Genomic DNA, 23803 nt, shown 5'->3' with positions numbered 1-23803 from the left:
CTACCGCGCCAGCGCCACGCTGCCCGCGGGCTTGAGGATGCTCTCGGCGGCGGGAATCTGGTAGAGCCGGAGCACGCGGTCGGTGGCGGCTTTCATCCCGGCGGCGTCGAGCACCATGCGGCGCAGACCGTCGCTCCGCATGAACTCGATCACGTGATAGCCGTCCTGCGGGAACTTGAGCGCCTCCTGCACGTCGGCGACTTTGCTCACTTTCCGGGCGTTCACGGTGTCCACCACGAGGAAGCGGCCGTCGGTGTAGCCGAGGTTGTAGGGGTCGGGCAGCACGAGCGAGAGGAACACGAGTGAGGGGCGCTCCTTGGTCGGGTTTTCCTTGTTGAAGTAGTTCAGGCGAAATGGCGCGACGCGTTTCCAGTCCGCGCCGAAGCCGCGGAGGTAGGCGTTTGAGAGCGGCTGGAACACGAGCCCGCCGGCGATGAGATACTCGGGCGCCTGGTCGAAGAGGTGTTCGGGCAGGAGCTTGTGCGAATACTCGACGCGCGGGAGGCGATACTTCACGTCGAGCAGTTTGCCGTCGCGCCAGATTTTCATGCGGACCTCGTCGCCGGCGAACTTCCGCCGGGTTGCGAGGTTCTCGATCATCAGCGGGCCGCAGTCGGGGTCCACGTAGAAGCCCTGCAAGTCCACGTCGAACCCCTCGACTTGCAGGATGAGGTCGCGCGGTTGCAGCACGGGTTCGTCGCCGGCGACGGGCGGCACCTCGATGACGACCACGCCGCGGGACTCGCCGTCGAGCTTGAGGTGTTTGTGAACCTCGGGGTTCTCGGTCGGCTGCCACACGAACGGGAAGTAGCCCAGGCCACGGAAGCCGCCTTTGCGCCGCGCGTCGAGGATGGGCGCGATGAAGCTCGCGGGAATGACGCGCACGTTGTTGCCGGTCTGCGCGCTGGCGATGCCGGTGACCTTGCGGCCGGAAACGAGCGGCTCGGCCCAGCCGACGGCGTTCATTTCCGTGCCGACGTCCATCTGCAGGTGGTTGATGAAGGTGAGCCGGCCGTCGTCCACGTTGAACTGGTTGAACTCGGCCTTTCGAGTTTCAAGCGTGCCGTTTTTCCAGCGGATGAGCTGGAGGTTTTCGCGCACGGGCTTGGGCGCGAGCTCGGCGGGCTTGAGGCCCTGCCAGAAGCCGGCGTCGTCGCACGAGAGCACGGCGAGGTTGGCGTGGTAATCAATCCACTCGAGCTTGCCGGCGACCCATTTGCCGCGGCCGTTCTTTTGGAGGCGCAGCACGGTGAGGTCGTTGAGTTCCTCGGCGGTGGTGAGCAACTCGCGGGGGCCGACGACGAGCGCGGACTTCTGGACGGTGCGCGAGCGGCGCTGCCACGGCTGGAAGTGGTCGTGTTGCTGGTGCGTGGCTTCGAGCGTGACGAGGCTGGCGTCCCACTTCGGCGCGGATTGGGAATGGCCTGCAACCAGTGACCCGTGAGCGGCGAGGGCCCAAGACGCGATGGCGAGGAAGGCGCGGCGGCTTCCGGCCCGGACTTTCGAAGCTGGGCATGGGGTGTTCATTTCTCGTTTCAAATGCGTCGCGGGGTTTCTCGACGAGCGGTCGTCGTTCACAACCTCCGGTCCTTCATGATGCTGTAGGTCTTGAGGATGTCGGCGTTGGCTTTCTCGGCCTCCTCGCGGCTGAGGCACTCGAGCGTGTTCTTGGGCATGAACTCGAACACGTGCTGGGTGCCCTTCGCGGACTCGAGCGCGCGGATGACGTCCTCGAGCCGGTCGACCTGGATGCCGTTGATGCGGTCCACGAGCGCGCGGCCGGGCACGCGGAAGTTGGCGTTGGCCGGATGCTGGAGGACTTGGGTGAGCACGATGGGCTCGGGCCGCGAGGAGCCGGGCGATTCGAAGCGGCGATACATCAGGTTATAGATCAACTCGGAGCTTGCGGCGTCGCTCCAATTGCGGCCGAAGGTTTTCAGGTAGTCGAGGCTCAGCGGCGTGAAGACAAGCCCGCCGTAGACGAAGTAGCGCGGCGGCGTGTCGTGTTGGTTGCCGGTGCGCGTGTCGTTCGTGCTGACTTGCATCGGCACCGACAGCGTGAGTTCGCTTCCGGCGCGCCAGACTTTCACCGGCACGGCGTCGCCGTGCTGCGCACCCTGGAACGCCACGGCCATCTGCACGCGATTTCCCTGGTAGAGCACCGTGCTGTCGCTGCCGATGGTGTAGCCGCCGACTTGCAGCACCACGTCGTCGAGCCGCAACGCCTTCGCCGCGTCGGTCGTGTCGAAGAGGTTGTCCACGCGCGCGCCCACGGCGTTGTCCGGAAGTTTGAGGAAGCGGCGATACGCCGGGTTCTGCATCGGAACGAAGCGCGCGCCCGTGGACGGAAACCCGTGATACTTGCCGTCCTCGATGTCCTTGAGGAAATGCTGGATCACCGGCGGCGGGATGAAGAAGCCGGCGTTTTCGAGTCCGGGCGTGCCTTGGAACGCGACGCCGACGACCTTGTCCTCTTGAATCACCGGGCCGCCGCTGTTGCCGGGGTTGATCGCGGCGTCGGTTTGCACGGCGAGGAACGAGCGGTTGCCCCCGTGCACGTAAGGCTGCACCTCGATGCGCGACACCACGCCGCGTGTGTAGGAGATTTGCTCGCCGCCGGCCGGGTAGCCATAGGTGACCACCGTTGAGCGGACCTTGGGCAACTCGCCGACTTCCAGCGCCTCGAGTCCGCTGAAGAAATCCGCGCCGTCCACCTCGAGCACCGCGAGGTCGCAATCATGCCCGATGAACGCCACTCGCGCGAGATACGGCCGCGGGTCCTGATGCTTGCGGATGAGAATCTGCCGCGCCCAGCTCACCACGTGCGCGTTGGTCACGATGCGCCGGCCGCGGATCACGAAGCCCGTCCCCGTCCCGCGCCGCACGCTGTCGAAGCGCCACGGCGCATCCCACGACGGCGTCTGGCTGAAGGTGATGATCTGCACGACCGACCGCTCCGGTTCCTCGGCCGCGAGCGGGTGGACGCCGGGCAACAGCGCGACAACGAAGGCGGACACGCATCGGGAAATGAAATTCACGCGGCGAAGATGTGGGTGCGGTTTGCGAGGGTCAAGCACTTTGGCCGGAAGCTGGGACTCGTCCGGGCATCACCTCGCGCTTGCGGAAGAATCGACGGTGCGGCTACGGTTCGAGGCGACCGCACTCCGTTCGTTCGCCGGAATGGCGTCGTCTTGAATGACGCGAGAATCCGCGGGGTCAAAGTGGTTGCCTTTATGACGAGACTTGAGACTCGAATCGTCCGCGTCGTCCTGCTCGTGCTGCTGGCCGCACCCGGCTCCACCCGCGCCCCGGCTGCCGCGGCGCGCAAGGTGGACTACAACCGCGACATCCGCCCCATCCTGTCGGACAACTGCTACGCCTGCCACGGCCCGGATGAGAAGAAGCGGAAGGCCAAGCTCCGCCTCGACACGCAGGACAGCGCGCTCGCCAATCGCGACGTCAAGCCCGCGATCACGCCGCGGAATCTCAAGCAGTCCGGGCTCTGGCACCGCATCACGACGAAGGACCCGGACGACCTGATGCCGCCCGCCGAGTCGCACAAGAAACTCTCGCCGCACCAAATCGCGTTGCTCAAGCAGTGGATCGAGGAGGGCGCGACTTTCAAAGGCCACTGGTCGTTCACCGCGCCGGTGATGCCGGCGGTGCCGAAAGTGCAAAGTGCAAAGTTCAAGGTTCAAAGCCCGATCGACAACTTCATCGCCGCCAAGCTCGCCGAGAAAGGCCCCGGCAATTCGCCCGAGGCCAGCCGCGAGATTCTCATCCGCCGCGTGACGTTCGATCTCACAGGCTTTCCGCCCACGCCCGCCGAGGTGGACGCGTTCCTCGCCGACAAATCACCCGACGCCTACGAGCGCGTCGTGGACCGCCTGCTCAAGTCGCCACGCTACGGCGAGCACATGGCGCGTTACTGGCTCGACGCCGCGCGCTACGGCGACACGCACGGGCTGCACCTCGACAACGAACGATCCATCTGGCCGTATCGCGACTGGGTGGTGAAAGCCTTCAACGACAACCTGCCGTTCGACCAGTTCACGGTCTGGCAGCTTGCGGGCGACTTGCTGCCGAATCCCACGCAGGAGCAGCTCGTCGCCACGGGCTTCAACCGGTGCAATGTCACCACCAGCGAGGGCGGCAGCATCAATGAGGAGTTCATCTTCCGATACGCCGTGGACCGCGCCGAGACCACCGCCGCGGTGTGGATGGGCCTGACCGCGGGCTGCGCCGTCTGCCACGACCACAAGTTCGACCCCATCACCTCGCGCGACTTTTACTCCCTCTACTCGTTCTTCCACAGCAGCGCGGATCCCGCGATGGACGGCAACATCCTGCTCACCGCGCCGATCCTCAAGCTCACGTCACCCGAGCAGCAGAAGAAGCTCGACGACTTCGACGCGCAGCTCGGCGCAATCGACCAACGCATCAAGGCCGCGCTCGCAAAGGTCACTTACACCGACCCCGCGTCCGTCACGTCCGCCACGCCGGTGAAGCGCATCGAGGCGGTGTGGGTGGACGACGACTTCCCCGCCGGCGCGAAGCCGGGCCTCAATCCCGATACGCCCGCGCTGACGTGGGTGACGGGGAAAGACGCCAGGGTTTTCGCCGGGAACCGCGCCATCCAGCGCACCGCGACCGGGCTCGCGCAGGATTTCTTCAATGGCATCACGGCGCCGTTCAGCGTGCCCGCGGGCGGCACGTTCTACGTGCACGCATTCCTCGATCCGGCGAATCCGCCGAAGGCGATCATGGTGCAGTTCCACACGACCACGTGGTCGCACCGCGTCGTGTGGGGCGACCCGGACGCGATCGAATACGGCAGGAAAGGCACGCCCGAGAAGCAACCGCTCGGCGCATTGCCTAAGTCAGGCGAGTGGGTGCGCCTCGAATTCCCCGCGTCGAAACTCTCGCTCGCGGCGGGCACGAAGATTGACGGCGTCGCGTTCACCCAGTTCGGCGGCACGGTCACGTGGGACAAGCTCGGCGTCGTGGCCGAGACCGACCCGCGCAAGGACCCGACCGAGTCGCTCGCCGTGTGGCTGAAGGAAAACCAGGGCAAGGCGCTCAACAACGTGCCCGATGACGTGAAGCGGCTCTTCCGCTCCGTAAAGCCCGAGGACCGGAAGCCCGCGGAGAATCAGCGCCTTCGCGACTATTATTTCGAGTTCGTCTGCAACGCGACGAAGCCCGCCTTTGCCACGCTGCACAAGGAGAAGGATCCCGTCGCCAAGGCGCGCGAGGAGTTCGACAAGGCCATCCCCGCAACCTTCATCTGGAAGGACCTCGAAAAGCCGCGCGAGAGTTTCATCATGGTTCGCGGCCAATACAACAAGCCCGGCGAGCGCGTGGTTCCAAACACGCCGGCCTTCCTGCCGCCGCTGCCGAAGGCTGACACGACGAACCGCCTCGCCTTCGCCAGGTGGCTCGTGTCGCCGGAGCATCCGCTGACCGCGCGCGTGACCGTGAACCGCGTCTGGCAGCAGTTTTTCGGCACGGGCCTCGTGAAAACCGCGAACGACTTCGGCGCGCAGGGCATGCCGCCGTCCCATCCGGAACTGCTTGACTGGCTTGCGGTGACGTTCCGAGAGCAGTCGTGGGACACGAAGCGCTTCGTGAAGATGCTCGTGATGTCCGCGACTTACCGGCAGGATTCGAAAGCCACGCCAAAGCTGCTCGCCGCCGACCCGGAGAACCTGCTCTACGGACGCGGCCCGCGCTTCCGCCTCGACGCCGAGGTCATCCGCGACACCGCGCTCTACGTGAGCGGCCTGCTCGTGCCCACGATGGGCGGCAAGGGCGTGCGCCCCTATCAGCCCGACAACATCTGGGAGCCCGTCGCCTACTCGGGCAGCAACACCAAGACCTACAAACGCGACACGGGCGACGCCTTGTATCGCCGCAGCCTCTACACCTTCTACAAGCGCACCGCGCCGCCGCCGGCGATGACGACCTTCGACGCGCCGAGCCGCGAGCAGTTCTGTGTGCGACGCGAGCGCAGCAACACGCCGCTTCAGGCCCTGAACTTGCTGAACGACATCCAATACGTCGAGGCTGCGCGGGCGTTCGGCCAGCGGATGATGAAGGAAGGCGGCGCGACCACGGGCGACCGCATCGCGTGGGCGTTCCGTTTCGCGACCTCGCGCGCGCCGACGAAGGCCGAGCTCGCCGTGCTCTACGACACCTTTTTCGGCCAGCTTGCGAGCTACAAGGCAAGCCCCGACGCGGCGAAGAAGCTCATCACCTTCGGCGACTCCAAGCCCGACGAGGCGCTCGACCCCGCCGAGCTCGCCGCCTACACGCTCGTGGCGAACATGCTGTTGAATCTGGACGAAGCCGTGACAAAGAACTGAACACTTTCCCATGAGCCCTCTCAACGACTACCTCGCCCATCACACGCGCCGTCAGTTCTTCCGCAGCGCGGGACTGAGCGCAGGCGCCATCGCGCTCGCGACGATGGAATCACCGCTCGCCGCAGCCACGAAGAAGAACGGCATCGCCCGTGTCCATCCCGCGCTCGCCGGTTTGCCGCACATTGCGCCGAAGGCCAGGCGGTTGATTTACCTGCACATGAACGGCGGGCCGTCGCAGATCGACATGTGGGATTACAAGCCCAAGCTCGAGGCGAACTTCGACAAGGACTTGCCCGATTCGATCCGCATGGGCCAGCGCATCACCACGATGACCAGCGGCCAGGCGCGCCTGCCGGTCGCGCCCTCGATGTTCAAGTTCGCGCAACATGGCCAATGCGGCACGTGGGTCAGCGAGCTGCTCCCGTGGACGGCGAAGGTCGCCGACGATCTTGCTGTCCTCCGCAGCATCCACACGGAGGCGATCAACCACGACCCGGCGTGCACCTTCGTGATGACCGGCAGCGAGGTGCCCGGCCGCGCGAGCCTCGGCTCTTGGCTCAGCTACGGGCTCGGCAGCGAAAACAACGACCTGCCCAGCTTCGTCGTGCTCACGCCGAGCTGGTCCAGCGGCGCGGCGGCGCAGGCGCTTTTCACGCGCATGTGGAACAGCGGCTTCCTGCCCACGCGCCACAACGGCGTCGCGCTCCGCAGCGGCGGCGACCCGGTGCTCTTCGTCCAAAACCCGCCCGGTGTCGAACCGGCGAACCGCCGCGCGCTGCTCGACGGCCTCGGCAAGCTCAACCAGTTGAACCACGACCGCTACAACGACCCCGAGACGCTCACGCGCATCGCGCAATACGAGATGGCCTTCCGGATGCAGACGAGCGTGCCCGAGCTTGTGGACCTCTCGAAGGAGCCCAAGCCCATCCTCGAACGCTACGGCCCCGAGGTGACGAAACCCGGCACCTTTGCCCACGCGGCGCTGCTCGCGCGGCGGCTTGCCGAGCGCGACGTTCGCGTGGTGCAGGTCCTCCACCGCGGCTGGGACCAGCACGGCAACCTGCCGAAGGACATCAAGAGCCAGTGCAACGACAGTGACCAGCCGTGCTACGCGCTGCTCACGGATTTGAAGGAGCGCGGTCTGTTGAAGGACACGCTCGTCGTGTGGGGCGGCGAGTTCGGGCGCACCGTGTATTCGCAGGGCACGCTCAAGAAAGACCAATACGGCCGCGACCATCATCCGCGGAACTTCTGCATGTGGATGGCCGGCGGCGGCGTGAAAGGCGGCGTGGTCTATGGCGAGACGGACGACTTCAGCTACAACATCGTCGAGAACCCCGTTCACTTGCGCGACCTCAACGGCACCATCCTGCACCTGATGGGCGTGGACCATCGCCGGCTCACGTTCAAGTTCCAAGGCCTCGATCACCGCCTCACCGGCGTGGAACACGAGGCCCAAATCGTGAAGCCCGTGCTGGCGTGACGATCCGTTGCCGGATCACTTCAACCGTTCGAGGAACACCGCGAGCTGGCGCAGGTGTTGCATGTGGTGTTCGCCCGTGTCACCCGCGAAGCCGAGGATTTCCAGGCACCCCTTTGCAAACCGAGACCGCAACCGAAGCCCGCCCGGCCAGTCTTCGCCATCGAGGAACTCCCGCTTGCCACCGAGTTGCGCGACGATGTAGTCGGCGGTCTCGACCGTGCTTGCGTAGGTCGGCGTGTGCAGTTGCGTGTGGGAGATGATGAGCTGCTTGCGCCCTTCCGCGGCGTCGCGCGCGAAGCGGACGAATCCCTCCATGTTCGCCGGGTTCACCTTTCGCTCCGCGGCGTCACCGGTGAAGCCGGCGTAAACCGAGTCCGCCATCACGATTGCATCGATGCGCGCGAAGATGGCGGGATCCTTCAACATCTCGCGCACGCCGCCGAAGCCGGCGCTGAACGAAGTGACCGTGACGTGGCCCACGCGCGCCGCCGGGTTTGTCGCCGCCGATTTCACGGCCGACTCGGTGTCGCGCAATACGCGCCAGAACGCATTCGTGTCCTTGAACCGCTCCGTGTAAACCGAGGAGAGCCCGGGCAGCGTCACGTTGGCGAGCACACCGGGTCGCTTCGCCGCGACGAAGTTTTTCTCAACCGTGGCCGGGGCGCCGTGCAGGTGCAGCGTGAGTTCGAATCCGCCGTCGTTGCCGGGCTTGAAACCCGCGGGGATGAACAACACGCCGTCCGACAACTTTGGGCGCACGCCGCCGGGAGCCGGGGGTGGCTGGCCCTGGGCGAGCGCGGCGCTAGCGAACAGCGGCAGGATCGCGGCCACGAACGCGGCAGCGTTCCACTTCGTTTCGTGGTCGATGCTGGCTGGCATTTCGTCGTGAACCGCGCGAACCATCGCAGACCGGAGGCAGCGGTCAAAGCGGTTTCGCGCCGGCCCGTTTCGCGGACGTTTGGCTTCCCTCGGCACGGTCCTTGTTGAATCATCACGCCATGCAGCAGAGCCCGAAGGAGCAGGTCGCGGCCTTTTACGAGGCGCACCAGAGCCGCGGCAAATACGATTACTTCTACGGCGGCGCGGCGCGGCGTGACACGATTGTGCGGCTGGTCGGCACGGGAGGCGACGTGCTCGAGGTCGGCTGCCGCGCGGGCAATCTCACCCAGCACTTCGCCGCGGGGAATCGCGTCACGGGCGTGGACGTGGACCGGAACGCGCTCGAGTTGTTCGAACAGCGCCTCGGGCTCAAGGGCCGGTGGGTGGATGTCGATGTGGAACCGCTGCCGTTCGCGGACGCTTCGTTCGATGTGGTCGTGTTCTCCGAGGTGATGGAGCACGTGCGATTTCCGCAGAAGGCGCTCGGGGAAATTGCGCGCGTGCTGCGTCCGGGCGGCCGGCACATCGGATCGGTGCCCAACGCGTTCCGGCTGCGCAACCGGATTAAGTTCGCGCTCGGCAGTCCTTTCGAGACCGACCCGTCACATTTGCGCTCGTATTCGCACGCGCTGCTCCGCAAGGAGCTCGCGACGCACTTCGACCGGATTGCGATTCACCCCGTCTCCGGCCACCTGCTCGGCGGCGGCAGCACGGGCATCCCGGTGTTTCCATGGCTGCCCTTCCGGATTCGCGCGCTGTTCGCGCTCGATCTGATCTGGAACTGCTCGCCCCGAACGCCCGGCGCCGGGAAGAACCACGAATGAAGCTCGCGCTGATCCGGAGGCAGTTTTCCGCGACGGGCGGCGCGGAGTTGTATGTGCAGCGCCTCCTGACCGCGCTGGCCTCGGCGGGACATGAGCCGCACCTGTTTGCCGAGTCGTGGGACGGCGCGGCCGGGGGCGTGACGCTTCATCGGGTGCCCGTAAGCGGTTCGCGTGCGGAGAAGCCGGCGCGGTTTGCCCATGCTGTGGAGGACGCCATGGCGCGCGAATCGTTCGACTGCGTGTTCAGCCTCGAACGCACGCTCAAGCAGGACGTGTATCGCGCCGGCGACGGCGTGCACCGCGTGTGGCTCGAGCGACGGCGCCAGTTTGCTCCGTGGTGGAAGCGGCCGTTCATCGGCCGGGGCGCGTTCCATCGAAACATGATGGCAATCGAGGCGCAGACCTTTGACCCGGCCAACACCCGGCGCATCATCGTCAACTCCGAGATGGTGAAACGGGAGATACTCGAGCACTTCAAGTTTCCCTCGGAACGAATCCACCTCGTGCGGAACGGCGTGGACGTGGAGCGATTTCGCAGCGGCAAACGCGCCGAAACGCGCGCGCGCTTCGGCGTGAATGACGACGAGTTCCTGCTGCTCTTTGTCGGCTCGGGGTGGGAGCGGAAGGGACTGCGTTACTTGATCGAGGCGATGCGGTCATTGCCCGCCACGACAAGGCTCCTCGTCGTCGGCAAGGGAACACCGCCGGCGGGCAGTCCGCCCACCGTCATTTTCGCCAGCTCGATGACCGACGTGGAGCACGCATTTGCAGCCGCGGATCTGTTCGCGTTCGTGCCCGTTTACGAGCCATCAGCGAATGTCTGCGCGGAGGCTCTCGCGGCTGGATTGCCCGTTGTCACCTGCTCCCAAAATGGCGCGGCGGAATGGATCCGAGAGGGGGTGAATGGCACGGTGCTGCCCACGCCGGACGACATCCCCGCGCTGGTGCGCGCCATCATGCATTGGAGCGGACGGGATGCGCCGGCATCATGCCCGGACGTCGGCGCACTCGGCCTCGATCGAAACGTCGCGGAAACACTTGCCATCCTCGAACTCGCGACTCGGGAGAAGCGCGCATGAAAGTCTCCTTCTGCCTCATCACGCTCAACGAGGAGCAGAATCTCCCGCGCTGCCTGCGGAGTTGCGCGGACCTTGCGGATGAAATCGTGGTGCTCGACTCGGGCAGCACGGATGGCACGGAGCGCATCGCGCGCGAGTGTGGCGCGCGGTTCGAGCGGCAGGCGTGGCTCGGCTATGTCGGCCAGAAGAACATGGTGCTGTCGCTCGCGGCGAACGAGTGGGTGTTCAGCATCGACGCGGACGAGGAGCTTTCGCCCCTGCTTCGCGAGGAGGTCGGAGCCATCCGGCGCAACGAACCGCCGGCGGGCGTCTGCGGCTATGAGATGCCGCGGTGCGTTCTTTATGAGGGCAGGTGGATCCGCCACGGCGACTGGTATCCGGACCGGCTCGTGCGGCTGTTCCGCCGCGACCGCGCGCGGTTCGCCGGCGGGAAAGTCCACGAGCGCCTCGAACTCGACGGCCCGGCGCTCCCGCTCGCGGGCGACTTGTATCATCACTCGTTCCGCGACGCCGCGGACCATTGGGCGCGCTGCGAAAAGTATGCGCGGCTGTGGGCCGAGACGCAGTTCGAGGCCGGCAAGTCGTGCGGCCGGCTCGCGTCGTCAACGCACGCGGCGTTCCGGTGGTTTCGCGGCTACGTGCTCAAGCGCGGATTTCTCGACGGCGCGCAGGGCTGGCGCATCGCGAAGTTTTCCGCGGCGGAAGTGGCGTTGAAGTATCGGCTGCTGCGGGAAATGACCGAAATCCGCGATACCAACGGCCCGCGCTGAAATCGCGCCGCACTGGTCGGCACCGGCTCGAGGCTACACCAGGTCGCCGTCGCTTCTCCGCTCGAACGCCGCCTCGTAGAGGCCGACAAAGTCCTCGAGGGTCGCCGCGCGGGGATTGAATTGCGCGGTCCACTGGCGCTGGGCCTCCGCGGCGAGGAGTTTCACCTTGGAAGCGTCCACGCCGCAATCGCCGAGCGAGCGCGGCATCCCGGCGAGATTGAGCAGGGATTCGAGGCGCGAGATGAGGGATTCGAGCGCGGAGGCGAGCCCATCGGACACGCGTGCGAGTTCCACGGAGGAGGCGAGCTCGGCGTAGGCATGGAGCGCGGCGGGTTCCTTCGCGTTGAAGCGCACCACGAGCGGAAGCAGCATCCCGACGGCCTGCCCGTGGACGATGCCGAAGTGCGCAGTGAGCGGATTGGCGAGGGAGTGAGCGATGCCGAGCATGGAATTCTCGATCGCCGTGCCCGCGAAGGCGGCGCCGAGAAGCATGCGCCCGCGGGCCTCGATGTCCCTTGGGTTTTTCATCACGCGTGGAAAGCTGCTGGCGCAGAGTTTGAACGCCTCGTGCGAGTACATGAGCGAGAGCGGGTTGCGTTTCGTCGTCACGACGGTCTCGACGGCGTGCGCGATCGCGTCGATGCCCGTGCACGCGGTGACGCGCCGGGGCATCGACACCGTGAGCGACGGGTCGAGGAGGGCGATGCGCGCCGCGGCCTTCGGGTCGCCACAGGCCATCTTCTGGTGCGTGTGCTCGTCGGCGATGAGCGCGTAACACTGCATCTCGCTGCCCGTGCCTGCGGTGGTCGGGATGGCGATGAGCGGCAGCATCGGCTTCGAAGCCTTGCCGTGGCCCCAGTAGTCGTGCATCCGGCCGCCGTTGGTGAGGATGAAATTGCAGCCCTTCGCGGTGTCCATCGCGCTCCCGCCGCCGAGGCCGATGATCGTGTCGATGCCCGCGTCCCTGGCGACGGCCGCGCACTGGTCCACGCAGCGGGCGGTGGGGTTTTCCAGTGCCTTGTCGAATACCGCGACACCGAGGCCGGCTTTCTCGATCGCGCCCCGGACGTGGCCCGCGTGGCCTGCGGCGACCAGGCCGCTGTCCGTGACGAGGAGGACCTTGCGCGCACCGAGTTCGCGGGCCAGTTCGCCGGCGCGATCCACGCAGCCGGTGCCGAAGATGAGGCGCGTGCGCGGCTGGTGGTCGAAGGGTGTCATGCGCGTTGAGTGACGGGCGGCGAGTTTAAATTGTTCAAGTTTCAACCCGCAAGCGGCGCGAAAGTGGCGCGACACTCCGCGGGATTCTCACCACCCGCGCTCGATGCTGCGGCGCTTGTAGAGGAACTCGAACATGTTCCCCTCGTGCGGCTGGTCCCACGAGACTTTCAACGTCGACACGGGGCCGAGGTTGAGCCGCTCGATGTGCGGCGAGTCGAGGAGTTGCGCGGTAAACGCGGGATCCTTGGTGATCGCGCTCACGGAGAGTGACGGGCCGATGCGCGCGAGCATTTCGGATTGTGGCACTTGCGTGACGCTGGCAAAGGGGAACATGAACTCGCGGTTCGCCAGCGGGTGCGCGAAGGAGTCGCAGTGCACGATCGTCGGGCGCAGATAGGTGCCGCCCTCGAACTCGACCTTGCGCGCGCCATTGCGGTGCTTCGAGGTCACGTCGGTGGCACCGGGGATTCTCAAGTCGGCTTCGACCTGCGCGTCAATTGCATCGGCCATCCGGGGATTTGCGAAGGCGGAGAGGCGCGCGTGTTCGTCGTCGGCGCGGGAAGGGGCGATGGGGCCAACGCGTTGCGCGAGGGCGTCGGCGATTTCGGCGGAGTATCTTGGGACGAGGATGGCGGAGGCGTTGATGCAACTGCGGCCGCCGTTTTCCATGATGCTGGTCACGATCACGTCGAGGAACTCGGGCCAGCGCTCGATCTGGTCGTCGCCGATGAGGATCTTGCTGTAGCCGGGGCCGTGGAGCTGGATGGCGGGGTTGTTCGTGTAATGCGCCATCGTCGTCTTGTCGCCGAAGACAAGGGCGCGGCCGCAACCGTTGAGGATTGTCGCGGCTCCCTCGTGGTCGGTGGGATAGAAGCCGAACGCCGCCGCGGGCGCGCCGGCGGTGATGAACGCTTGAAGGAGGCGGAAGGGGGTCCATGGCTCGTCGCGGCCGGGCTTGAGGACGACGGGAATCTTGAGCGCGATGCTCGGAAGCCAGAGCGAGTTGACCGCGGGCGAGTTGCTCGGCATCACGAGGCCGAGCGCCTGCGTGGTGGCGTAGTAACTGCACGGCGTGCCGGACTGCTCGCCGTGGCCCCGGTCGAGGATGTGCCGGTCGAGCCCGCGCGTGAGGCCGTTGAGCACGGTCTTCATGTTCGCGAGCGAATGGAAAATCTTCTGCATGTTTCGCCGGACCATGACGTGCGTCAGTCCGCTCGTGGCGGAAAGCGTCTCCAGGTATTGCTGCGGCGATTGGGTGTGGCCGTCGCCGAGGGGGAGCGTGGATTCGAGGAATTGCTCGCCGGCGCGCGCGCAGATGTCGAGCAACTCGGCGGTGGTGAGTCGCTTCAGCGCGGCGCGGGCGGTGGGGGTTTTCGCGAGGTCCTTGCGGACGATGCCGCTGTTGACCTGGCTGACGGTGGCCCTGACCTCGCCGGTGCGATGGTCGTGGACGTTGATCTTGTCGAGGCTCTCGTATGCGCGGCCGAAGCGGAGCGCGGGGATGTGGGGGACGGGTGTCATGATTTGTTGTCGGATTGTTGGTGCGTGATTTGGAATGGGTTGCTGAATCCGAGGTGGTCTCCCTTGGGCCGTTCTCCCGCGCTGGGCAGGTCGCGATGACGGGCTGTGTGCCGTGGGTTGCTCTACGCGGCGCGGATGGTCATGGCGGAGATTTCGGCGAAGTTGATGGGGAACTCGCCGGCGCTGTCGGAAGGATGGGCCGGATCGGAGAGCCTGTGGGCACGCGCGGGCACGCCCTGACTTCGAGGAATTGCAGGTAGTCGCGGAGGAGCTGGTCGTTTTCCAGCACGACGTCGATGTAGCCGGCGTCGTTCTTCAGGTCTTGCGAGTCGATTGATGTGGAAGGGCATTTCAGTAAACGCCCTCAACAATGGTCTTCTCCATCGCGCCAAAGGGCCGCACGTCGCCGACACCGTCCCACGCATACGGCGCGCGCGGTTGGCGGCGGATGGCCTCGTCGCGCTCGAGGAAGCGCGGCATGAAGAACTCCTTCGTGAGCGTGGTGAGCTCCACGCGTCCCCATTCGCCGTAGCCGACGGTCTGGCCGGTCTGCTTGGGATTCACGATGCGCAGCGAAGCGCGCGGCTGCGGCGCGTAGTAGGTGACGGAGTAGTTGTCCTCCTTCGTGATGGGCACGCTGGCGGCGAGGCCCATGAGCGTGTTGCCGTAGGTCGGGTAGAAACCGATCTTGTTCTCGAGCACTTCCTCGATGAGGAAGCGGACGTATTGCGGCGACATGGAGGTGCCGCCGCAGAAGACACCGCGGATGCCAAGCTCGAAGAGATTCACCTGCTCGGCGAGTGCCTCGAGGAGCTTGGGCGTTGTGAAGAGGCCGCTGATCTTGCGGTGCTTCATGATGGTGACGGCCTGATTGACGACGTGGGCCATGTATTGCTTGGCGACGTCGAACTGCTTGTTCGCGAGCACGAGCTTCACGAAGCGCGGGTCGAGGTCCACGAAGTAGCACGAGCTGCCGCGGAAGTTGGCGAGGTGCTCGATGGCGAGGCGAAGCCGGCGCGGGCCGGTGGGGCCGACCATGATCCACGCCTTGCCGCGCGGGAAATGCTCGTCGTTGACCTTCCCGCTGAATTCCTCGTAGTCGGTCTTGTAGTCGTTCCAGCCGATGCGCTGCTTGGGCATGCCGGTGGTGCCGCCGGTTTCGAAAATGTTGTAAGGCTTGCCCTTGAAGGCTGCGGGCACCCACACCTCGGGCTCGAGGTCACGCAGTGCCTCGTCCTGGAAGTGCGGGAACTTGAGCATGTCGGCCATGCACTTCACTTCGTGGCGGGGGTCGAAGTTCTTCTTCGCCCAGTCGAGCCAGTAGGGGCAACCGGTGTCGGGGCTGAAATGCCATGCAAGGATGTCGCGGAGGTGGGAGTCGAGTTGGGCCTGGGCCTGGTGGATGAGGTTGTTGGAGTCGGTTGTTGCCATGAGGTGCGAGTGCGGGTTTGGAGAAATGCGGCAGCGGTGCGCGACTACGGCTTGGGCGCGTTGGCCTTGGCGGAGTCGTGGAGGGCAAACAAGTGGGATTGGGTCGAAAGGTAAATGACGCCGTTCGCGACGATGGGCGTGGAGTAAATGGGCGCGAGGAGGTTGGTCTGGCTGATGACTTGAGCCATGATGGCTGGGCCGCCCTTCTTCTGGGACTTTGCGGGCACAGGCACGCCCTTGTTCGCGGCGAGCACCACGAAGTCGCCGTCTTCATCGCCGATGTAAACCTTGCCATCGGCCACGAGCGTGCTGCCCCAAAGATGGGCCTTCATGTCGTAGGTCCAGTGATGCTGGCCGGTCTCCGCGTCGAGGCAATAGACGAAGCCGGAGAAGTCGCCCACGAAGAGCAACCCCGTGGCGGGATCGATGGACACAGAGGACATGCTCCGCTTGATGCCCTTGAAGCTCCAGACCGGCTTCTTGATTTCGCCGGTCTGCGTGGCGTCCAGACAGACGAGGTGGCCGACGCCTTCGCCATGCTCCGGGTCCTGCCCCGTGGCGATGTAGACGCGGTTCTTGTAGAAGACCGGTGTGGCGATGATCTCGCTCGGGCCCTCGGCGGCGGGATACTTCCACGGCTTGCCGTCCTTGTCGGTCTTGTATTCGGGGGGGTTGCAGTCGAACTTCCAAACGGTCTTGAGGAAGCTTGTTTCGCCCTGCTTCACGGGCCTGGCATCGAACGCGTAGCACCAGCCGTCGCCGCCGCCGTAGAAGACGAGGTCGCGGCCGTTGACCCTGCCGGTCGAGGGCGAGCTCCATTGCCCGTGGAAGATGCGCTTGCTGATGCCTGCGTCGTCTTCGCCGACAAGTTCACCGGTCTTCTTGTTGAGCGCGACGAAGCTTGGGGAGAGCGGCGCGGGGATGTTGACGTGCGACCAGTCCTGACCGTTGGAAGTGCAAACGTAAATGATGTCCCCGATGATAAGGATGTTGCAGTTCGAGGCGTTGTGCGGGAAGACGCCAAGGTCATCCATCATGTCGTATCGCCAGATGATGTCCGCGTCCTTCGGTCCGGGTTCGACGGGCGCGAGGGGTTTGCCGTCGGCGCCGACGGTGTCGAGCACCGCATACTTCGCCTCGTCCTTGTAAGGGCCGTCGTTGCCGTTGGCGAGTCCCTGCACGTCGAGGCAGAGGACTTCGCACCGGCTGGTGACGACGTAGATGCGGTCTCCCTCGACGGTGGAGGAAGAGAGAATGCCAAGGCGTTCCCAGTCGTTGACCTTGCCGGACTTGAGCTTGGGGCAGACGAGTTGCCAGATGAGAGCGCCGGTCTTCTCGTCGAGGCAATAGAGGACGGACCGGTCGCCGAGGTGCCGCGGATCGCGTGGCGAATCGTTGTTGGTGCCGATGTAAACCCGGCCGTTGGCGACGGTGACGTTGCCGTAGGTCTGCGAACCGAGCTTGGCGACCCACTTGACGTTCTTCGCCCCGGCGAGGTCCACGTCGTCGCTGTTCTTCTTCATCTTGCCGGGGTCGAAGATTCCGGGCAGGCCCTTTGCGGGCGAATACATGTTGCGATGCTGCGAGCCGCCCCATTGGGTCCAATCCTGTGCGCTGGCTCCCGCGACGAACACGAGTGTGGCGATGATGAGTGCGGATGATTTCATGGCTGGTGAATGCGGAGTGGTGGACGCCCCGAACCTAGTTGGCGGTGACGCTGATGTTGTCGATGAACACGCGCATGTCCTGCGGTGCGAATCCGTAGAGCCCGGGGCAGCCGCTGGTGTGCGCGATCTTGTGCGGGACTTCGAGCGTCCACGCCGCGGGCTCGGGCTCGCCGCGAGGCCAGGCCTTGGCGCGGACGATGCCGGAACCGTCGGGCTTCAAGTCCACGCGCGACTTGAGCACATACCACTGGTTCGGTTTCCACGCGAAGGACGTGGCGACCTTGAGGCGTTCCTGGTTGGAGTTGATCTCCATTTCCTGCGAGTTGCCCTTGAGCAAAATGAGATAGCGCTGGTTGACCTGGCCGACCTCCGACATCTTGCGCGGCCGGCCTTCGCTCATCACTTCGGTCTGCACGGTGTAGTTCTTCATGGTCGGCTCGCCGAGAAAGACCGTCGCACGCTGGAAAAACTTGTTGTCGATGGCCTTGACGAGGGCCTTCGTGTCGCCGGCCTGCCGGACCTCGAACTTGAATCGCGGTCCAATCCACGGCAGCGGTGGATACGCGAAGTTCACGCCTTCCTCGGTCTCGTGTTTTTCGATGAGGGCAAACGTCTCGAAGTCCTCACGGATCGGGAGCCCGGGCAGCACGCGGCCGCGGATGGTTCCGTGGAGGTTGCCCAGGGTGCCCATGAAGGCGCCGGCGCTCGGTGTGACATCTTTCCCGGCGACGAGTTGCCCTGCGGCGTTGAACGAACCTTTCATCAGTGACCGCACGCGCGCGGTCGGCGGGATGTAATTGGTCCAGCTCACGGACTTCGGGTCGAGGTTGTCCTGCACAACGAAGCCGTTCCTGTCGAGCGATCGGACGCGAAAGGCCGCCGTCTCACCGGGATGCAACACGACCTCGGCGGGAACCGCCTGCAATTGCGTGGCGGGGCCTGGAACCGGCCACTTCTCGGGCGGGGGCTCGGGTGCGAGGCCGGGGTTGTTTCCCGTCTTGCCGAAGCAGTAAAGTTTGCGCGTCGTCTGCATGTAAATCTTGCCGTTGAAGACCGACGGCGTGCCGAAGCACCGGCCGTCGAGCGGCACGTGCGAGAGGATCTTCCCCTCCTTGTCCGACGGCTGGATGATGTAGAACGCGCCCGTGGTGCCCGCCTCGGAATCTCCCGCCGCCTTGCTCGCGGGGTCGTCAAGCATCGGCACATAGAGTTTTCCGTCGGCGTGAACCAGCCCGGCGTTGCGTTGCTCGATGCCGAGTTTGAGGCTCCAGAAAATCCTGCCCGTGTTCACGTCCACGCAGAAGAGGTCGCCCTTTTCCGCAACCACGTAGATGCGGTCGCCGACGAGGATCGGGTGACTCGTGGATGTGCTGATCTTGTCGGTCGCCCAAAGCTGGACGGTCTGCCGTTCGACGACCACGGGCGCATTCGTCGCGGAAGCCGGCTCGACGTCGGGAATCTTCACGCAAACCATCTGGCCGGGTTCGTAAGGCGTGCCGTAGATGGCCACGACCTTGTCGTCATTGTGCACCAGCACCGTGGCGTTGATGCCCGAGGCGAACAGCGGCACGCGCCACAGCGGCTCGCCGGTGCGGGCGTTGGCGCAGAAGACGTTTCCATCGCCCGTGGCCGTGACATAAACGCGCTTGCCGCGGAACCATGTGAGATACGGGTGCGAGAAGGAGTTGTCCTTCGGCCGCTCGCCGGACCACGAAGCCCACACGACCTGGCCGGTCTTTTTGTCGAAGCCGTAGAGCCGGTCGCCCGCCGCGCCTTGATTGCCCCAGTTCGAGGTGATGCCGCGCACGATGACAAGGTCGCGATCAATCACCGGCGACGCCGTGCGGCTGTTCGGAAAGGTGAGCCGGCCGAACGACTCCATCATCGAGTAGCTCCACAGGTCCCTGCCGTCGGCCGTGTGCGCCGCGAGTATCCCCTGCGTGCCGAGCGAGTAGACATTGCCGGTCTCCGGGTCCACCGCCGGGCTGCTCGTCGCGTAGCGGAGATAGATGGTGTCGCTGAGAAAGTCCGTGTGCCGCTTCTCCCACAGCTTCCGTCCCGTCTCCGCGTCAAAGCACGCGACCCCCTCCTGCAACTCGGCACCCTCGCCGAGGTAGCCCATGATGTAGAGCCTGCCATTCGCGATGACCGGCGCGGACTGGCCGGGGAAGTCCGCCGTCCACAGCGGCTTCTTCGGGTCGATGGAGGCGGGGAGATTTTTCTCGGCGGAAGTTCCGTTCTGGTTTGGCCCGCGCCATGCGAGCCAGCCTCGCGCGGCCTGCGCTTCGCACCGGGCCGGGCCGAGGGCCCCGGCGATGATCAATCCAGCGGCGGCGAGGGCGGGCGGCAAGGTCCTGTTCATGTGGGATTCGGTTCGTAGGTGGCGCAGCGAACCGGCAGGCTGTCCAAACCACCGCAGGCTGACAACTTTTTTCCCGGCCGGCTGCGGCGGACTATCAGGCCGCGGCAAAAGGATTGCAACCAGTTACTACCTACACGTATCATCGCGCCTGCACTTGTTGACTTATGCCTGACCGCGACTATTCAGCATCCGTGGATGCCCTGCCCATCGACTCACCCGAACGCCGGCGGATTCCGCCGCTGCTTCGCCGCGCCTGGTATGGGCTCAACCAGGCCTTCCGCCGCCGAATCCACCACACCGGCGCCACGCCTGACCAGTTCACCGCGCTGCGCTGCCTCATCGAGGGCGACGCCAAGGGCATGACGCAGGGCGACCTGACGCGCGCGATGTCCAGCGACCCCAACACCATCGCGTCGCTTGTGTCGCGCATGCAGCAGGCCGGCTGGGTGGATCGCAAGCCGCACGAGACGGACAAGCGCGCCTACCGGCTCCGCGCCAAGCCCGCGGGCCGCAGAAAATACGAGCAACTCCGCAGCATCGCCATCGAGTTGCAGGCTCAAGTGCTTTCCGTGCTGCCCGTGTCCGAACGGGAGAGTTTTCTCGCGCGCCTTGCGGTCGTGGCCGACGCCTGCCGGGTTGCCGCCATATGTTCGCCGCGCCGGGGGAATTGATCCGCGTCCGCGTGGCGGGCGGTGTCAGCGTGTTTGAGGCAGGCCCAACTCCGCGCCATCCCGGGCGTAGCTGTGGCAGACGAGCGCGCCTGTAACGCGCATCCTCTCGAAGCGGCGGCGTGAAAGCACGTGCTCGCCGACGAGGCTTGAGCCAAGAAGGTGAAGCCAGCCATTCCCCGCCACAAACACCCGCGCCGGCCGCGACTGGTAGCCATACGCCACGAGCCAGTGCTGGTCGCCGTCGCGCTTGTCGTGGTCCACGCAGCACACGACCGGGAAGCCCGCATCAATCGCGCGCCGCAGCCGTCCAAACGAAATCCGGTGTCGTAACTGGATCACGCCCAGCCCGTGCTCGCGCAACGCGCGCGCCAACCGCGGCGTGGAGACGCCGCGCTTCGGGTGCGGCGCCGCGTCGTCGTAGAATTTGCGGAAACTCCGCCTCGCATCAAACGCCTCCACGACCGTCCAGCCGGCCACGGCACCGCAACTGAAGTCATCCACCTGCGAGTAGCCCTTCAGTTCAAGCGTGATCGCGCCGCGCGGATGGGGCAGCCGGTCGCGCAGGCAGACGATCCCTGTGATCTTCGAGATGAAACTGGCGAGGCTCATCCGCGTCGATGGAGGTTCGATGCGTTATCGCACCAGGATGTCCGGGCGCGTCCACGACTTGCCGCCCGTGGAGACCGGGACCATCGGCCAATCTTGCGCGGCTGTGACGACCACGGGCCCGTTTGGGGTCGCGAGTATCGTGTCCTCGCTCTTCGTGCCGGTGATCGAGGGATTCCAGGCGAAAGGCTGGTTGACGAGCACTTCACCCGTGACCGACGGCCCCCCGAGATAATCACGCCCTTGGTAACCGCACGGTCCGCCCTGGTGGTGCAGGTGCCACTCGTCTGCGAAGCCCTGTTCCGCGTAAGCCTCGACTCCGCGCCGGAAAACCTCGCGGACGTGCGCTCCCACTCGTGTGGCGAGGTGCAGCGCCGCATCGACGGCGCAGACCGCGTCGTGGCGCCGCCGCAGGTCCGCCGGCAGCCGGCCGAAGTGCACGATGCGCGTGAGCGCCACGATCAGCCCGTGTCGGCGCGCGCAGAGAATCAACATCGCGTGTCGCCGCAGCCGCTTCGCCGTCGGCCGGGGATGGCGATACATGCGGATGCGCTCGTCAGTCGCAACGAGCACGACGATGGGCGTGAGGCTCCGGTCCCAGCAACGCGCGGCGAACTCGCCCGCGATTTGGAACTCCGTGCGGCCCGGCTGCAAGGCGCGGCATGCCTCGTTCATCGCGGCCTCGGCGTCGCGCCCGACCGCACGGTAGCGTTTCACTTCCGCGTCCTGCAACGACCAGCGCAGCGGCGCGAATAGTTCCGGACGCGCGCGCGTGCCCCACTCGCCGCAATCCGAGATCATTTCCCGCGGATCGGCCACGCTTCGGAGCAACTTGAGTGCGCCCGCGTTGTCGTGCCATTCCGCGAGCAGCGGCATTGCGCCGAGGCCGGCCACGACTTCGTCGAGAAGGCACTGCATCTCGATGCGGTTCGCGAAGACGAAAAACCCGCGCGGTGTGACGATCAACTGGCCGAACGAGCGGTCGCTGTTCAACGGGATGTGCGCCTCGCCGCCGCACGCGAGCCACGAGAAGTTGGGTTGCAAACCGATCAGCGCGGCTCCAGCCCGATGAAGCCGCAGCAGTGAGCGGACTTGCGAGAGCTTGCGGGCGAGTTCGGACTTCATCGTTGGGGCGTCGGGTTGTGACGCGTGAACCTCGGCCGGGCGCGAGCTTCGAACGTCCCGGCTCCGCAGCGGTCGGATGGCTGGCCGCATCCGGACGGGCCTGAATGGGATTGCGCGCGGGAGGCCGATCGCAATAATGTCCGCATCCTAAGCGCGTCCGCGCGCGACACAAGCCTGATGAACGACTGGAATCTCCAAGCCCGCGCCCACGCCTGCCAGGCCTGCGAGCTGCCGTTTGCCGACGCCCAGCCTTACCACACGCTGCTTTACGACGCGCAGAGCGAGTATCGGCGGCAGGACATTTGCGAGCCGTGCTGGACGCGGCAGTTCAGCCAGGGCGCGGCCGACCGCAAGGGCTTCATCTCCCACTGGCAGGGCATCTACGAGGCGCCGCCAGCCGCGGCGCCGGATCCGATCCGGCGCGAGACTGCGGAGACCCTGTTGCGCAAACTCACCACGCAAAACGATCCGCAGCACCGCGCCGTCTGCTACATTCTCGCCGTCATGCTCGAGCGCAAGCGGCTGCTCAAAGTCACGGCCCAGTCGCATGAAAACGGACAGCGCGTCTTCCACTACGAGCACCCGAAATCCGGCGACTTGTTCACCATCCCCGATCCGAATCTTCACCTCGACCAGTTGCAAGACGTCCAGCGCCAGGTCGCAAGCCTCATGGCACAGCGCGACGAACCGGCCGCGCCCGTTCCCGCGGAGGTGACGGCGGCGGTCCCCGAGTCGCCCGAAGCCACGCCCGCCGCGGCCGTTTCGCCCGCCTGAACCGACGCCGCTCCAACACCCGCACCCGCCCGCCCGTGCCCGACCTCGAAGCCCTTCAGTCCAGCCTCGGCCATCACTTCCGCGACCAGGAGTTGCTCAAGCTGGCGCTCACGCATCCCTCGGTCGCGCACGAGCGCGACGGCGCCTCCCCGCACAACCAGCGGCTTGAATTCCTCGGAGACTCCGTCATCGGCCTTGCGCTCACGTCGGAGCTTTACCGGAAATTTCCGCGGCTCGAAGAAGGCCCGCTGACCAAGGCCCGCGCGCAGATGGTCAACGAGCGTTCCCTTGCGAGCCTCGCGCTGCTACTCGGCCTCGGCCAACACCTGATTTTGGGCCGGAGCGAGGACGCCAACGGCGGCCGCGACCGGCCGCGGATTCTCGCCGACACCTTCGAGGCGCTCATCGGCGCCGTGTATCTTGACTCTGATTTCGAAACTGCGCGGAACGTGCTGTTGGAGCAATTGCAGGACAGTTGGGGCCAGCTCGGCGGTTTGCCCACCATCGACAACCCCAAGGGCGAACTTCAGGAACTCCTCCAGCCCGGCTCCCACGAACCGCCCGTGTATCGCACCGAGTCTGCCGAAGGGCCGGACCACGACCGCGTGTTCGAGTGCAGTGTCTGGCATCGAAGCATCCAACTCGGCCGCGGCCGCGGCCGGAGCAAGAAACTCGCCGAGACGGCGGCCGCACTCGACGCGCTCAAGACGCTTCGCGACGGGTCCGAACGACTGAACGACCCCGTGCTCGATTGATCACCGGCGGCCCGCGCCCATCAACCCTGCCATCTGATGCGACCTTCGCGCCACGGCTTCACGCTCATCGAACTCCTTGTGGTGATCGCCATCATCGCCACGCTTTCGGGGATGTTGCTGCCTGTGCTCGGCAAGGGCAAACGCGCGGCGCGCGCCACGACGTGCATGTCCAACCAGCGGCAAATCGCGCTCGCCGGGCATCTTTACGCCGATGCCAACGACGGCGTGAGCGTCCCCGGCCGCATGGCGCGCGTCGGCTCCAACAGCGACCCG

General features: G+C 65.7%; 19 protein-coding genes. 9 read left to right on the top strand and 10 right to left on the bottom strand.

Annotated features, from left to right (window positions below):
* Both FJ386_06070 and FJ386_06065 read right to left on the bottom strand, forming a co-directional pair.
* Entirely contained in the window at nucleotides 1–1527 is a 1527-nt protein-coding gene (locus tag FJ386_06070; GenBank protein MBM3876270.1) for a hypothetical protein, read from the bottom strand.
* Between the two features lie 47 nt (nucleotides 1528–1574).
* A complete protein-coding gene (locus tag FJ386_06065) occupies nucleotides 1575–3017 on the bottom strand; it encodes a serine protease (protein MBM3876269.1) in 1443 nt (480 codons plus the stop codon).
* Nucleotides 3018–3233: 216 nt separating this feature from the next.
* Between FJ386_06065 and FJ386_06060 the strand changes: the two genes are divergently transcribed.
* Both FJ386_06060 and FJ386_06055 read left to right on the top strand, forming a co-directional pair.
* Nucleotides 3234–6365: a DUF1553 domain-containing protein gene (locus tag FJ386_06060; protein MBM3876268.1), complete on the top strand. Its 3132-nt coding sequence runs from the start codon at nucleotides 3234–3236 to the stop codon at nucleotides 6363–6365.
* A 10-nt stretch (nucleotides 6366–6375) separates the two neighbouring features.
* Nucleotides 6376–7848 (top strand): DUF1501 domain-containing protein, encoded by a 1473-nt coding sequence (locus tag FJ386_06055; GenBank protein MBM3876267.1) that lies wholly within the window; start codon nucleotides 6376–6378, stop codon nucleotides 7846–7848.
* A 15-nt stretch (nucleotides 7849–7863) separates the two neighbouring features.
* On the opposite strand, the gene FJ386_06050 is transcribed toward FJ386_06055, so the two are convergent.
* A complete protein-coding gene (locus FJ386_06050) occupies nucleotides 7864–8727 on the bottom strand; it encodes a hypothetical protein (protein ID MBM3876266.1) in 864 nt (287 codons plus the stop codon).
* 119 nt (nucleotides 8728–8846) lie between these two features.
* Here FJ386_06050 and FJ386_06045 point away from each other — a divergent pair, with 119 nt between their 5' ends.
* The 3 genes from FJ386_06045 to FJ386_06035 are packed head-to-tail and all read left to right on the top strand — an operon-like array spanning nucleotide 8847 to nucleotide 11400.
* Nucleotides 8847–9551: a class I SAM-dependent methyltransferase gene (locus tag FJ386_06045; GenBank protein ID MBM3876265.1), complete on the top strand. Its 705-nt coding sequence runs from the start codon at nucleotides 8847–8849 to the stop codon at nucleotides 9549–9551.
* Complete coding sequence (locus FJ386_06040) at nucleotides 9458–10630, top strand: glycosyltransferase family 4 protein (GenBank protein MBM3876264.1); 1173 nt, start codon at nucleotides 9458–9460, stop codon at nucleotides 10628–10630. The genes FJ386_06045 and FJ386_06040 overlap by 94 nt, the downstream gene beginning before the upstream one ends.
* Nucleotides 10435–11400, top strand: a complete 966-nt coding sequence (locus FJ386_06035) for a glycosyltransferase family 2 protein (GenBank protein MBM3876263.1) — start codon at nucleotides 10435–10437, stop codon at nucleotides 11398–11400. Before FJ386_06040 ends, FJ386_06035 begins: the two co-directional genes overlap by 196 nt.
* A 33-nt stretch (nucleotides 11401–11433) precedes the next feature.
* Here the strand turns inward: FJ386_06035 and FJ386_06030 are convergent, their stop codons facing one another.
* The 5 genes from FJ386_06030 to FJ386_06010 all read right to left on the bottom strand — a co-directional run bounded on the left by FJ386_06030 (nucleotide 11434) and on the right by FJ386_06010 (nucleotide 19599).
* Nucleotides 11434–12618, bottom strand: a complete 1185-nt coding sequence (locus tag FJ386_06030; GenBank protein MBM3876262.1) for an iron-containing alcohol dehydrogenase — start codon at nucleotides 12616–12618, stop codon at nucleotides 11434–11436.
* A gap of 87 nt (nucleotides 12619–12705) precedes the next feature.
* On the bottom strand, nucleotides 12706–14139 hold the full coding sequence (locus FJ386_06025; GenBank protein ID MBM3876261.1) for an aldehyde dehydrogenase: 1434 nt from the start codon (nucleotides 14137–14139) through the stop codon (nucleotides 12706–12708).
* A gap of 351 nt (nucleotides 14140–14490) precedes the next feature.
* Nucleotides 14491–15570 (bottom strand): AMP-binding protein, encoded by a 1080-nt coding sequence (locus FJ386_06020; GenBank protein MBM3876260.1) that lies wholly within the window; start codon nucleotides 15568–15570, stop codon nucleotides 14491–14493.
* Nucleotides 15571–15614: 44 nt separating this feature from the next.
* The gene (locus FJ386_06015; GenBank protein MBM3876259.1) at nucleotides 15615–17237 is read right to left on the bottom strand and encodes a pyrrolo-quinoline quinone; all 1623 of its coding nucleotides are present in this window, start codon (nucleotides 17235–17237) and stop codon (nucleotides 15615–15617) included.
* Between the two features lie 34 nt (nucleotides 17238–17271).
* Nucleotides 17272–19599 (bottom strand): hypothetical protein, encoded by a 2328-nt coding sequence (locus tag FJ386_06010; GenBank protein ID MBM3876258.1) that lies wholly within the window; start codon nucleotides 19597–19599, stop codon nucleotides 17272–17274.
* A 164-nt stretch (nucleotides 19600–19763) separates the two neighbouring features.
* Here FJ386_06010 and FJ386_06005 point away from each other — a divergent pair, with 164 nt between their 5' ends.
* Entirely contained in the window at nucleotides 19764–20270 is a 507-nt protein-coding gene (locus FJ386_06005; protein ID MBM3876257.1) for a MarR family transcriptional regulator, read from the top strand.
* A 24-nt stretch (nucleotides 20271–20294) separates the two neighbouring features.
* Here the strand turns inward: FJ386_06005 and FJ386_06000 are convergent, their stop codons facing one another.
* On the bottom strand, nucleotides 20295–20879 hold the full coding sequence (locus FJ386_06000) for a hypothetical protein (GenBank protein ID MBM3876256.1): 585 nt from the start codon (nucleotides 20877–20879) through the stop codon (nucleotides 20295–20297).
* 24 nt (nucleotides 20880–20903) lie between these two features.
* Nucleotides 20904–22091: a M24 family metallopeptidase gene (locus tag FJ386_05995; GenBank protein MBM3876255.1), complete on the bottom strand. Its 1188-nt coding sequence runs from the start codon at nucleotides 22089–22091 to the stop codon at nucleotides 20904–20906.
* Between the two features lie 87 nt (nucleotides 22092–22178).
* On the opposite strand from FJ386_05995, the gene FJ386_05990 reads away from it, so the two are divergent.
* The 3 genes from FJ386_05990 to FJ386_05980 all read left to right on the top strand — a co-directional run.
* Nucleotides 22179–22775 carry a hypothetical protein gene (locus FJ386_05990; GenBank protein ID MBM3876254.1) on the top strand — a complete coding sequence of 199 codons (597 nt, stop codon included), beginning with the start codon at nucleotides 22179–22181 and terminating at the stop codon, nucleotides 22773–22775.
* Between the two features lie 35 nt (nucleotides 22776–22810).
* Nucleotides 22811–23530, top strand: coding sequence for a ribonuclease III (gene rnc / locus FJ386_05985; protein ID MBM3876253.1), 720 nt, complete (start codon nucleotides 22811–22813; stop codon nucleotides 23528–23530).
* Nucleotides 23531–23566: 36 nt separating this feature from the next.
* A partial coding sequence (locus FJ386_05980; GenBank protein ID MBM3876252.1) for a type II secretion system protein occupies nucleotides 23567–23803 on the top strand: 237 nt, incomplete at its 3' end.

Source organism: Verrucomicrobiota bacterium (assembly GCA_016871675.1).
In the GTDB taxonomy this organism is placed as follows: domain Bacteria; phylum Verrucomicrobiota; class Verrucomicrobiia; order Limisphaerales; family VHCN01; genus VHCN01.
The sequence above is the reverse complement of the archived record's forward strand: the minus strand, read 5'-3'. Positions and strand labels throughout refer to the sequence as shown.